At 66.2% G+C, this 12,764-nt stretch carries 7 protein-coding genes; all 7 read left to right on the top strand.

What is annotated here, in order from left to right:
* The first annotated feature begins 45 nt into the window (after positions 1 to 45).
* The 7 genes from GGR03_RS11675 to glgB all read left to right on the top strand — a co-directional run bounded on the left by GGR03_RS11675 (position 46) and on the right by glgB (position 12,696).
* Positions 46 to 1,107 carry a BMP family ABC transporter substrate-binding protein gene (locus GGR03_RS11675; RefSeq protein ID WP_183209184.1) on the top strand — a complete coding sequence of 354 codons (1,062 nt, stop codon included), beginning with the start codon at positions 46 to 48 and terminating at the stop codon, positions 1,105 to 1,107.
* Positions 1,108 to 1,219: 112 nt separating this feature from the next.
* Positions 1,220 to 2,473, top strand: a complete 1,254-nt coding sequence (locus GGR03_RS11670) for a urate hydroxylase PuuD (RefSeq protein WP_183208226.1) — start codon at positions 1,220 to 1,222, stop codon at positions 2,471 to 2,473.
* A complete protein-coding gene (guaD, locus tag GGR03_RS11665) occupies positions 2,470 to 3,861 on the top strand; it encodes a guanine deaminase (protein ID WP_183208224.1) in 1,392 nt (463 codons plus the stop codon). The genes GGR03_RS11670 and guaD overlap by 4 nt, the downstream gene beginning before the upstream one ends.
* Positions 3,862 to 4,023: 162 nt before the next feature.
* The gene (locus GGR03_RS11660) at positions 4,024 to 4,872 is read left to right on the top strand and encodes a fumarylacetoacetate hydrolase family protein (protein WP_183208222.1); all 849 of its coding nucleotides are present in this window, start codon (positions 4,024 to 4,026) and stop codon (positions 4,870 to 4,872) included.
* Positions 4,873 to 5,046: 174 nt separating this feature from the next.
* Entirely contained in the window at positions 5,047 to 7,110 is a 2,064-nt protein-coding gene (locus GGR03_RS11655; RefSeq protein ID WP_210292116.1) for an alpha-1,4-glucan--maltose-1-phosphate maltosyltransferase, read from the top strand.
* Positions 7,111 to 7,138: 28 nt separating this feature from the next.
* Entirely contained in the window at positions 7,139 to 10,468 is a 3,330-nt protein-coding gene (gene treS, locus GGR03_RS11650; RefSeq protein WP_183208220.1) for a maltose alpha-D-glucosyltransferase, read from the top strand.
* Positions 10,468 to 12,696 carry a 1,4-alpha-glucan branching protein GlgB gene (gene glgB, locus GGR03_RS11645; RefSeq protein ID WP_183208217.1) on the top strand — a complete coding sequence of 743 codons (2,229 nt, stop codon included), beginning with the start codon at positions 10,468 to 10,470 and terminating at the stop codon, positions 12,694 to 12,696. The genes treS and glgB overlap by 1 nt, the downstream gene beginning before the upstream one ends.
* Positions 12,697 to 12,764 lie beyond the last annotated feature (68 nt).

Below are 12,764 nucleotides of genomic sequence, written 5' to 3'. Positions count from 1 at the left end.
AGTCAAAGGAGCCGTTTCATGATCCACACCACCCGCCGCCGCCTGATGGCCGGCGCCATCACCGCGATGGCCGCGGTCTCGCTCGGCCTGCCGGCCGTTGCCCAGGAGACCAAGGAGACGGTCAAGGCGGCCTTCGTCTATGTCGGCCCGGTCGGGGATTTCGGCTGGACCTTCGCGCATGACCAGGGTCGCAAATATCTGGAGGAGCAGCTCGGCGACAAGGTCGAGACCACCTTCGTCGAGAACGTCGCCGAGGGGCCCGATGCCGAGCGCGTCATCCGCCAGCTCGCCCAGGACGGCAACGACATCGTCTTCACCACCTCGTTCGGCTTCATGAACCCGACGATCAAGGTGGCCAAGCAGTTCCCGGACGTGAAGTTCGAGCACGCCACCGGCTACCAGACCGGCTCGGACAACATGGGCCTCTACAATTCGCGCTTCTACCAGGGCCGCGCGGTGCTCGGCACCATCGCCGCCATGATGTCGGAGACCGGCAAGGCGGGCTATGTCGCCTCCTTCCCGATCCCGGAAGTGGTAATGGGCATCAACGCCTTCACGCTGGCGGCGCGCAAGGTGAACCCGGAATTCACCACCCAGGTCGTCTGGGTGAATTCCTGGTACGACCCGGCCAAGGAAGCCGACGCCACCAAGGCGCTGCTCAGCCAGGGCGCCGACGTCATCACCCAGCACACCGACTCGCCGGCGCCGCTTCAGGCCGCCGAGCAGGCCGGCGCCATCGCCTTCGGCCAGGCCTGGGACATGACCAGCTTCGCGCCCAACGCCCACATGACGGCGATCGTCGACCTCTGGGGCCCGTATTACGTCCAGCGGGTGCAGGCGCTGCTCGACGGCACCTGGGAGGCGGACAATGTCTGGCTCGGCATGGCCGAGGGCGAGGTCGTCATGGCGCCGTTCAACGACAAGATGCCCGAGGACGTGAAGGCCGCCGCCCAGAAGATCGTCGACGACACCAAGGCCGGCACCTACGAGGTGTTCACCGGCCCGATCAACGACCAGTCGGGCGAGGAAAAAGTGCCGGCCGGCGAGGTGGTGCCGGACGGCGATCTCCTCAAGATGGACTGGTACGTGGAAGGCGTGCAGAGCTGAGGCTGCCGCCCGTTCCGAGCGGGGCGGGAACCGTCCCGCTCCCGCCCGTTGTCGGCGGCGAGGTGTCTTCGGACCCTTCGCCGCCGTTCTTTCGCAAGGAGCATCGCCGCCGATGTGGACCTATTTCGCCGAATGGCTGAGCTTTGGCGTGCGCTGGGTGCACGTCATCACCGCCATCGCCTGGGTCGGCTCGTCCTTCTATTTCATCGCGCTGGATCTCGGGCTGCGCCGGCCGCGACAACTGCCGGAGGGCGTCGGCGGCGAGGCCTGGCAGGTGCATGGCGGCGGCTTCTACCACGTGCAGAAATACATGGTCGCGCCGCCGCACATGCCGGAGGACCTCACATGGTTCAAATGGGAGAGCTATTCCACCTGGCTCTCGGGCGCGGCGCTCCTCTTCCTGGTCTACTATGTCGGCGCGGAGCTCTATCTCATCGATCCCACCAAGGCGGATCTGCCGGTATGGGGCGCAACCGCCATCGGTATTGGCGGCCTGGCGCTCGGCTGGATCGTCTATGACGGGCTCTGCAAGTCGCCGCTGAAGAACAACGACACGGCGCTGCTCGCGGCGCTCTTCGTCTACGTGGTCGCGGCGAGCTTCCTGTTCTCGCAGGTCTTCTCCGGCCGCGGGGCGATGCTGCACACCGGGGCGATGATCGCGACGATCATGACCGCCAACGTGTTTCTCACCATCATCCCCAACCAGACCATCGTTGTCTCCGACCTCAAGGCCGGCCGCACGCCGGAAGCACGCCTCGGCAAGGAGGCCAAGCAGCGCTCGCTGCACAACAATTATCTCACGCTGCCGGTCATCTTCCTGATGCTCTCGAACCATTATCCGCTGGCCTTCGCGACGGAATGGAACTGGGCGATCGCCGGGCTGGTGCTCCTGATCGGGGCGGTGATCCGGCATTTCTTCAACACGATGCACGCGACCGGCCAGCAGCTCTGGTGGTGCTGGGCCGTCGCCGGCGTGCTGTTTGCCGTGGTGATCACGCTCTCGGGCGCGCCGGGCTGGCGCGGCGGGCAGGCGGCGGAAGCGCGCACATTGCAGGGCGATCCGGCGGTGGCGCTGATGGCCTCGCCTTTGATGTCGGACGTGGAGTCGATCGTCCTGTCGCGCTGCTCGATGTGCCATGCGGCCGAGCCGCTCTGGCCCGGGATCGGCCACGCGCCGAAGGACATCAGGCTGGAGAGCCGCGACGACATCATCCACTACGCCGCGCTGATCGACCGCCAGGCGGTGCGCAGCGTCGCGATGCCGCCCGGCAACGTCACCGGGCTGGAGCCCGCCGAGCGGGAAACGCTGGCGCGCTGGATCGCCGCCGGCTCCGGGCGCTACGTTGCGGAGGCTCGGGCGCCATGACCGGGCAGGGCGGCAGCATCGCGATCCGCGGCCGGCTCCTCTCCTTCGACGCCGACCCGCGCGACGAGGAGCTCGGCCGCGCCGTCCGCTATGTCGAAGACGGGCTGGTCGTCGTCGAGAAGGGGCTGATCCGCGAGGTCGGCGAGGCGAGCGCCCTGCTCAAGCGGCTGCGCCCGGACATGACCGTCGTCGACCACCGGCCGCATCTGGTGCTGCCGGGCTTCATCGACCCGCATCTCCACATGCCTCAGACGCAGGTCATCGCCTCCTATGGCGCCGAGCTGATGGAATGGCTGGCGAAATACACCTTTCCGGAAGAGAGCCGCTACGGCGATCCAGCCGTCGCCGCTTCTGCCTCGCGCTTCCTTCTCGACGAGCTCCTCGCCAGCGGCACGACGACGGCCGGTGTCTTCTGCACCAGCCATCCGGAGAGCGTCGAGGCGTTCTTCGCGGAGGCCGCGCAACGAAACATGCGCATGGTCGCCGGCAAGGTGATGATGGACCGCAACGGCCCGCCGGCGCTGCTCGACACGCCGGAGACCGGCTACCAGCAATCGCGCGACCTGATCCGCCGCTGGCACGGCAAGGGCCGGCTTTCCTATGCCATCACCCCGCGCTTCGCGCCGACATCGAGCGAGATGCAGCTGGAGGCGGCCGAGGCGCTGGCGAGCGAATTTCCGGACATGCACATCCAGACGCATCTGTCGGAGAACGAGGCGGAGATCGCCTTCGTGCGCGAGGCATTCCCGTGGTCGAAGGACTATACGGAAGTCTACGAGCGCTACGGGCTGGTGCGCGAGAAGGCGATGTTCGGCCACTGCATCCATCTGTCGGTGCGCGAACGGGCGGCGCTTTCCGCCGGCGGCGCGACGGCGGTGTTCTGCCCGACCTCGAACCTCTTTCTCGGCTCCGGCCTGTTCGACCGCGAGGCGATACGCGAGGGCGACATCAAGGTCGGGCTCGCCACCGATATCGGCGGCGGCACCAGCTATTCGATGCTGCGGACCGCCGCTGAGGCCTACAAGGTGCTGGCGCTGCGGAGCCAGAAGCTGCCGGCGCTCGAGGCCTTCCACATGATGACCGCGGGCAATGCCGAGGCGATGGGCCTCGACAACCGGATCGGCCGCATCATTGCGGGCCACGAGGCCGATCTCGTGGTGCTCGACAGTTCGGCCACGCCGGCGATGCGGCGGCGGATGGAGCGCGTCGAGACGCTGGAGGAGGAGCTGTTCGCGCTGATGACGCTCGGCGACGAGCGGGCGACGGTGGCGACCTACGTTTTCGGCCACCGGGCCTATGAGCGCGGCACCCCGCGGCGACCGCTGCCGGCGCGGCAGGACCTCGCGCCGCCGGATATCGCCCCCGGGGCGGGAGAGTCGGCGCAGTAGTCGCGGCCCATAAAGGGCCTCCCTGTCCCACCTCACAATCGCCCGGCCACGCCGCAGAATTCGACGCCGGACCGCGACAAATCGTCGGCGGCGGCTATCTCCCTTGCCGAGCCCGGTCGCCAGCGCGGTCGCGGCGCACGAAATCCGCGATGGAGGAATGGCATGCGACTGGTGCGTTACGGTGAAAGCGGTTCGGAGAAGCCGGGACTGATCGACGACGAGAACATCCTGCGGGATCTGTCGGAGGAGATCGACGATCTCGCCGGCGAGGCGCTGTCGCGGGCGAGCCTCGACAAGCTCCGGGCGATCAACCCCAAGGCACTCGCCAAGGCCGATCCGTCGCATCGCATCGGCCCCTGCGTCGGCCGGGTCGGGCATTTCATCGCCGTCGGCCTGAACTATGCCGACCATGCGAAGGAATCCGGGATGGAGATCCCGAAGGAGCCGATCCTCTTCAACAAGGCGACGTCCTCGATCGTCGGGCCGCATGACGACGTCATCGTGCCGAAGGGCTCGGACCGGCTCGACTGGGAGGTCGAGATCGCCATCGTCATCGGCGAGGAGGCGCTCTACGTTTCCGAGGACCAGGCGATGGACCATGTCGCCGGCTTCTGCCTCTGCAACGACGTGTCGGAGCGGACCTTCCAGGCGCAGCGCGGCGGCCAGTGGATGAAGGGCAAGAGCGCCCCGACCTTCGGCCCGCTCGGCCCATGGCTGGTGACACCGGACGAACTCGGCGACCCGCAGGCGGTCGATCTCTGGCTGGACGTCAACGGCGAGCGGATGCAGACCGGCTCGACCAAGACGATGATCTTCGGCGTGAAGACGCTTGTCTCCTACATCTCGCAGTTCATGCGCCTGATGCCCGGGGACGTCATCACCACCGGCACGCCACCCGGCGTCGGCATGGGCATGAAGCCGGAACGCTATCTGAAGCCCGGCGACGTCATCACGCTCGGCGGCAAGGGGCTCGGCGAACAGCGCCAGACGGTGAGAGCCTACGAGGGATAGCCGTCGCAGCAGTCTTTTGCACTGCGGTGGGAACCAGCCCGCGCGGCCGGCCTTAAGCTTAGAGCGGGCGAACTGTGCCGGCTGTTCCTCGGAGCACCGGCATCCCGCCTGCCATCGCCGTGTCGCCAGGGAGCGATACGGTGATCGCCGTGCGATCAATTCGGGGAAGTTCTCATGGACGACGCTATCCAGACGCCGCGCAAGCGGGCCAGGCCTCGTGAACTCGCCGCCGGCTCCGCTCCTGCGCTCCAGGCTCGGGGCGGGGAAGAGGCGCTCCTGGCACTCGCCGCCAACCGCGTCGTCATCGAAGGCGTTGCGCCGGAGATCGACGGCGGCCGCTTTGCGGTCAAGCGTGCAGAGGGCGAGCCGCTGGTCGTCTCGGCCGATGTGTTCAGCGACGGTCACGACAAGATCGCCGCGGCGGTGATCTACGGCCCGGCCGATGCCGAGGAAAGCTGGGCGGAAACCCCGCTTGCCTTCGTCGTCAACGACCGCTGGTCGGCCCGGATCGTCTTCGACAAGGCCGGGCCCTATCGGTACTCGATCATCGCCTGGCGCGATCTCTACGCGACATGGCGGGACGAGGCGAAGAAGAAGCGCGACGCCGGCCAGAAGATCGAGCTCGAGCTGATCGAGGCGCTGGATCTCGTCAAGGAGGCCCAGAACTCCGGCCGTGGTTCGAAGACGGACCAGAAGGCGCTGCAGAAGCTGCAGGAAAAGCTGGAGAAGCTTGCCTCGAAGAAGGATTTCGATGGCCAGTACGCGCTGATGCAGGCGCCGGAGACGGCGGCGCTGCTTGCGGCGGCGGGGCACCGCACCAACCTTTCGCGTTACCCCGGCAAGGTGCCGGTCTGGGTCGACCGGCCGGCCGCGGCCTTCTCGGCATGGTACGAGCTGATGCCGCGCTCGCAGTCCGGCGACGTGACGCGTCACGGCACGTTCGACGACGTCATCAAGCGGCTGCCCGACATCGAGGAAATGGGCTTCGACGTCCTCTATTTCACGCCGATCCACCCGATCGGCAAGGTCAACCGCAAGGGCAAGAACAACACGCTGACGCCCGGCCCCGACGATCCGGGCAGCCCCTATGCGATCGGTTCGGCGGAGGGCGGGCACGACGCGATCCACCCCGAGCTCGGCACGTTCGAGGATTTCGCCCGGCTAATCGAGGCGGCCAAGAGGCACGGGCTGGAGATCGCGCTCGACTTCGCCATCCAGTGTTCGCCCGATCATCCGTGGATTCGCGAGCATCCGGAATGGTTCGACTGGCGCCCGGACGGCACGATCCAGTACGCCGAGAATCCGCCGAAGAAATACGAGGACATCGTCAACGTCCATTTCTACCGCGGCGCGCTGCCCTCGATCTGGTACCAGCTGCGCGACATCGTGCTGTTCTGGCTGGACAAGGGCGTGCGGATCTTCCGCGTCGACAACCCGCACACCAAGCCGTTCCCGTTCTGGGAGTGGATGATCGCCGAAGTGCGCAAGGTCGATCCGGGCGTCGTGTTCCTCGCCGAGGCCTTCACCCGCCCGAAGGTGATGAAGCGGCTGGCCAAGGTCGGCTACAACCAGTCCTATTCCTACTTCACCTGGCGCAACACCAAGGCGGAGCTGCAGGAATATCTGACCGAACTGACGCAGGACGAGTGCGCCGAGTTCATGCGCCCGAACTTCTTCGTCAACACGCCGGATATCAACCCGCTCTACCTCCAGGTCAGCGGGCGGCCGGGCTTCCGTACCCGCCTGGCGCTGGCGGCCACGATGGCCGGCAATTACGGCATCTATTCCGGGTTCGAGCTGTGCGAATTCCTTCCCGTTCCGGGCAAGGAGGAGTATCTCAATTCGGAGAAATACGAGATCCGTGCCTTCGACTGGAAGGCACCCGGGAATATCCGCGACGACGTCGCCTTCTTCAACCGGCTTCGCCGCACCGAGCCGGCGATGCGGGACTTCCGCAATCTGGCGTTCTTCAATTTCTGGAACGACAACGTCGTCTACTATGCCAAGCGCACGGACGACCTTTCCTCGTTCCTGCTGTTTGCCGTCACGCTGGACCCGCACGCGCCGCAGGGCGGCCATTTCGAGGTCCCGCTCTGGGAACTCGGCCTGCCGGACGACGGCACGGTGATGGTCGAGGACATGGTGACGGGCCAGAGCTTCGTCTGGCGCGGCAAGATCCAGCATTGGTGGATGAATCCGCACGACCGGCCCTACGCCGTCTTCAAGATCACACGCTGACACTCAAGAGCGAAAGCCACTCTCTCCGATGAACGAACAGCTACCCATCGTCGTGACCGACGCCACCTCCGGCCCGAACCCGGACGCCGCCGACTGGTACAAGGACGCGATCATCTACCAGCTGCACGTCAAGACGTTCGCGGATTCGAACGGTGACGGCATCGGCGACTTCGCGGGGCTTCTGCAGCATCTGGACTACATCCAGGAACTCGGCGTGACGGCGATCTGGCTTCTGCCGTTCTACCCGTCGCCGCTGCGCGACGACGGCTACGACATCGCAGACTACCGGGCCGTCAATCCGTCCTATGGCACGATCGAGGATGTCGAGCGGCTGATCGAGGAGACCCACAAGCGCGGCATGCGGCTGATCACCGAGCTGGTGATCAACCACACGTCCGATCAGCATCCGTGGTTCCAGGCCGCCCGCAACGCGCCGAAGGGATCGCCCGAGCGCGACTTCTACGTCTGGGCCGACGACGACAAGGGCTACGACCTCACCCGCATCATCTTCACCGATACCGAGACGTCCAACTGGACCTGGGACCCGGTGGCCAAGCAGTATTTCTGGCACCGCTTCTTCTCCCACCAGCCGGACCTCAACTTCGACAATCCGAAGGTCCTGGAGGAGGTGCTGTCGGTCATGCATTTCTGGCTCGACAAGGGCGTCGACGGGCTGCGGCTCGACGCGATCCCCTATCTGGTCGAGCGCGAGGGCACCAACAACGAGAACCTCTCCGAGACCCACGACGTCCTGAAGGCGATCCGCGCCGATCTCGACGAGCATTACCCGGACCGCATGCTGCTCGCCGAGGCGAACCAGTGGCCGGAGGACACGCGCCCCTATTTCGGCGAGGGCGACGAATGCCACATGGCGTTCCACTTCCCGCTGATGCCGCGAATGTACATGGCGCTGGCCCAGGAAGACCGGCATCCGATCACCGACATCATGCGGCAGACGCCGTCGATCCCCGAGAACTGCCAGTGGGCGATCTTCCTTCGCAACCATGACGAGCTGACGCTCGAGATGGTGACCGAGGAAGAGCGCGACTATCTCTGGTCGACATACGCCGCCGACACCCGCGCCCGGATCAATCTCGGCATCCGCCGGCGCCTCGCGCCGCTGATGGGAAATGACCGGCGCAAGATCGAGCTGCTGAACGCGCTGCTGATGTCGATGCCGGGTACGCCGACGCTCTACTACGGCGACGAGATCGGCATGGGCGACAACATCTATCTCGGCGATCGCGACGGCGTGCGCACGCCGATGCAGTGGTCGGCCGACCGCAATGGCGGCTTCTCGCGTGCCGACCCGCAGCGGCTCTATCTACCGGTGATCCAGGATCCGATCTACGGCTTCCAGGCGGTCAACGTCGAGGCGCAGTCGAGCAATCCTGCCTCGCCGCTGAACTGGGCGCGCCGGCTGATCCAGGTTCGCCGCACCAAGGAGGCCTTCGGCCGCGGCACGATTAACTTCCTCTACCCGTCGAACCGCAAGATCCTCGCGTATCTGCGCGAATATGGCGACGAGCAGATCCTTTGCGTCGCCAATCTCTCGGGCTCAGCCCAGGCGGTGGAACTCGACCTCTCGGCCTATGCCGGCTCGGTGCCGGTCGAGATGCTCGGCCTGTCGGTGTTCCCGGCGGTCGGAACCGGATCCTACGTCCTCACCTTGCCGGCCTACGGCTTCTTCTGGTTCGATCTGTCGGCCGCCGCCGCAGGGCGGGACCGCAGCGAGCCGACGCCGTTGCCGGCGTTTTCCACGATCGTCGCCGGTACCGACCTCAAGGCAACGATCAATCCGCGCAACCAGCGCGAGCTGGAACTGGTGCTGCCGGAATTCATCGCCGGCCAGCGATGGTTCGCCGGCAAGTCGGAACGGCCGCGCCGCCTGTCGCTCGACGTTCTCGGGCCGCCGGTGCCGGAATCGCGCCGCCATCTCTTCACGGAGCTGCGCGTCGATACCAGCGCCGGCGAGCATCATTATCTGCTGCCGCTGAGCGCCAAATGGGGCGAGGACTACCTGAACCCGCAGTCGCCGACGCTGCCCTATACGATCGCCAAGATCCGGCAGGGGCCACGTATCGGGGCGGTGGTCGACGGTGCACGCGACCCTGAACTCGCCAAGCTGGTGATCGCCATGATCGCGGCCGGGGTCGAGGTCGATCTCGGTGCCGGCCGGCTGGAAATCTCGTCGACGACCTCACGGCGCGATGATCTGGCGCGCGCGCTCCTGATCGAGCCGGATGCGATCCAGGCGCTGGGCGGGGAGCAGTCCAATACCTCGCTGGCCGTCGGATCCGAGGCGATCCTGAAATATTACCGGCGGCTGCGCGACGGTATCCAGCCGGAGCTGGAAGTGACCCGCTTCCTCACCGAACAGACCGATTTCGAGGCGGCGCCTGCGCTGCTCGGCTCGGTGGAGCTGGTCCGGCAGGATGGCACCCGCGCCGCCATCGCCGCCCTCTTCGAGCAGGTGCAGAACCAGGGCGACGCATGGTCGGTGGTGACCGACGCGCTCAACCGGTACCTGCGCGACAATGCCTACGGCCAGTCGCCGGTGGGCGACGAGGTCCCGGCCGAGGCCGGTATCGTCGGCGAACAGAAGCTGGCGATCCAGATCGACGCCGGTACAGTTCTCGGCACCCGGACGGGCCAGATGCACGCGGCGCTGGCGACGGTGACGGGTGACCCGGACTTCGATCCGGAGCCGATCGACGCCGATGCGCTGGCGCAGATGGTGGCGGACGCCCGCGAGGAGGCGATCGCGTCGCTCGTGCTCTTGCGCGGACAGCGGGAGGCCAGCGGGTCCGTCGGCGCCGAGGACATCGACCGGCTGATTGCGGCCGAACCGGCGATCCTCGCCTGGTTCGACGGCTTCACCAGGCTTAACGTCACGACCCACCGCACGCGCATCCATGGCGACTACCATCTCGGCCAGGTGCTGGTTGCCAAGAACGACGTGGTGATCCTCGACTTCGAGGGCGAGCCCGGCCGGGAGCTCGAAGAGCGGCGGCGGAAGTCGTCGCCGCTGCGCGACGTCGCGGGGATGCTGCGTTCGTTCGATTACGCCGCCTTTGCCGCCCGTGACCGCACCGGTCCGGCTGACGAGGCAACGGTCGAGCGGCTGCGCGAGATGGCCGAAAACTGGCGCGACGAAGTGTCGGCCTCGTTCCTGAGCAACTGGAGCGCCGCATCGGGCATTTCGCTCGAAGACGACGCGACCGCCCAGCTTCTCGATCTCTTCCTTCTGCAAAAGGCGTTCTACGAGCTTCGCTACGAGGCAGCCATGCGACCTGCGTGGCTGTCGATCCCGCTGCGCGGGATCATCGCGCTCCTCGAAAAACGACAGGTTCTTTGATGACCATGACCAATCTCAGGGCCGGGGCGGGCGCTGCCCCGATCGACCATCGCATGATACCGGAAGCGGCCGCGGCGATAGCCAACGGCCAGCACGGCGACCCGTTCGCCGTGCTCGGACCGCATGCCGTCGACGGGGGCGTGATCGTGCGCGTGTTCCGGCCGGGTGCCGACAGCGCGACGGTGATCGAGCCGTCCGGGAGCACCGTTGCGGAGCTCGAATCGACGGAGCAGGACGGCCTGTTTTCCGGCTTCTTGCCCGGCCGGGCCGGGGGGCAGCCGTATCGGTTGCGCTACACCCACGGCGCCGACAGCTGGGAGGAGGAGGACACCTATCGCTTCGGCACGTTGCTGGGCGAGCAGGACGTCTATTTCCTCGCCGAAGGCAATCACTATCGGCTCTATGAGCGGCTGGGTGCCCATCCGACGACAATGGACGGCGTCGCCGGCACGGCGTTCGCGGTATGGGCCCCCAATGCCAGGCGGGTCTCGGTGGTCGGCAATTTCAACAGCTGGGATGGTCGCCGCCACGCGATGCGCCAGCGCCACGAGACCGGCATGTGGGAATTGTTCGTGCCGGGCATCGGGCGCGGCGAGGTCTACAAATACGAGCTGATCGGCCGCGACGGCAACGTCCTGCCGCTGAAGGCCGATCCGGTCGGCTTCCGGCAGGAAATGGCCCCCTCGACCGCGTCGATCGTCGACGGCCTGGTGCAGCACGAGTGGCAGGACGCCGAATTCCGGAGCCACCCGACCGACTGGCAGGATCGCGAGAAGCCGATCTCGATCTACGAGGTGCATCTGGGGTCCTGGATGCGCGGCGACGGCAACGCCTTCCTGGACTATGACGATCTGGCACGCGAGCTGGTCCCCTATGTCCGGGACATGGGCTTCACCCATGTCGAGTTGCTGCCGGTATCCGAGCATCCGTTCTACGGCTCCTGGGGCTACCAGCCGATCGGCCTGTTCGCGCCGACCGCGCGGCACGGCACGCCCGAGGGCTTCGCGCGCCTCGTCGACGCCTTCCATCAGGCCGGCATCGGCGTCTTGCTCGACTGGGTGCCGGGACATTTCCCGACCGACGTGCATGGCCTGGGTCTGTTCGACGGGACTCCGCTCTACGAGCATCCCGACCCGAAGCGCGGTTTCCACAAGGACTGGAACACGCTGATCTACGACTATGGGCGCCGCGAGGTGGAGAATTTCCTGGTCGCGAACGGTCTTTATTGGCTCGACCAGTTCCACATCGATGGCCTGCGCGTCGATGCCGTCGCGTCGATGCTCTATCTCGACTATTCGCGCGAGCACGGCGAATGGGAGCCCAATATCTACGGCGGCCGGGAAAATCTCGAGGCGATGGCGTTCCTGAAGGACACCAACGAGCGGGTCGGCGAGTACTATCCGAAGGCCACGACGCACGCGGAGGAGTCGACGGCGTTCCCGGACGTATCCCGGCCGACCTCTGCGGGTGGCCTCGGCTTCCACTTCAAGTGGAACATGGGCTGGATGCACGACACGCTGCATTACATGCAGGAAGACCCGATCAACCGGCGCTACCACCACCATCACATGACCTTCGGGATGGTCTACGCCTATTCGGAGAACTTCGTCCTGCCGCTGAGCCACGACGAGGTGGTCTACGGAAAGGGCTCGCTGCTGGGCAAGATGCCCGGCGACCAGTGGCAGAAATTCGCCAATCTGCGGGCCTATTTCGGTTTCATGTGGAACCACCCGGGCAAGAAGCTGATCTTCATGGGTGGCGAATTCGGCCAGGTCGGCGAGTGGAACCATGACCATTCGCTGGACTGGCACCTTCTCGACCAGCCGGAGCACAAGGGCGTGCAGCGGCTCGTGCGCGATCTCAACACGATGTATCGCGAGATCCCGGCGCTGCACGAACTGGACTGCGACCCGGCGGGCTTCGAGTGGGTCGACACCGCCAATGTCGAGCAGAGCGTCATCGCCTTCCTGCGCAAGGACAAGCAGGGACGCAACGTGCTGATCGTCTCGAACTTCACGCCGGTGCCGCGGCACGACTACGCGATCGGCGTGCCGCAGGGCGGTCGCTGGATCGAGCGGCTGAACACCGATGCCGAGATCTATGGCGGTTCCAATGTCGGCAATCTCGGCGGCAAGGAAGCCTCCGAACACTCGGTCCACGGGCGGCCTTTCTCGATCTCGCTGACCCTGCCACCGCTTGCCACGATCGTCCTGGTCCAGGAAGACTGAGATCACGGCCGGCCGGCGGACGAGATTCGCCGGCCGGTTTCATCTGCTTCGAGACGGGCGTTCGCTTC

The organism is Aurantimonas endophytica, assembly GCF_014196845.1.
Lineage (GTDB): Bacteria > Pseudomonadota > Alphaproteobacteria > Rhizobiales > Rhizobiaceae > Aurantimonas > Aurantimonas endophytica.
This window is presented reverse-complemented; position numbering and strand designations above follow the sequence as displayed.

Excerpts from the sequence above, each read along its gene's own strand:
- GGR03_RS11675 (WP_183209184.1), top strand. The coding sequence starts at position 46 with ATGGCCGGCGCCATCACCGCGATGGCCGCGGTCTCGCTCGGCCTGCCG.
- GGR03_RS11670 (WP_183208226.1), top strand. The coding sequence starts at position 1,220 with ATGTGGACCTATTTCGCCGAATGGCTGAGCTTTGGCGTGCGCTGGGTG.
- guaD (WP_183208224.1), top strand. The coding sequence starts at position 2,470 with ATGACCGGGCAGGGCGGCAGCATCGCGATCCGCGGCCGGCTCCTCTCC.
- GGR03_RS11660 (WP_183208222.1), top strand. The coding sequence starts at position 4,024 with ATGCGACTGGTGCGTTACGGTGAAAGCGGTTCGGAGAAGCCGGGACTG.
- GGR03_RS11655 (WP_210292116.1), top strand. The coding sequence starts at position 5,047 with ATGGACGACGCTATCCAGACGCCGCGCAAGCGGGCCAGGCCTCGTGAA.
- treS (WP_183208220.1), top strand. The coding sequence starts at position 7,139 with ATGAACGAACAGCTACCCATCGTCGTGACCGACGCCACCTCCGGCCCG.
- glgB (WP_183208217.1), top strand. The coding sequence starts at position 10,468 with ATGACCATGACCAATCTCAGGGCCGGGGCGGGCGCTGCCCCGATCGAC.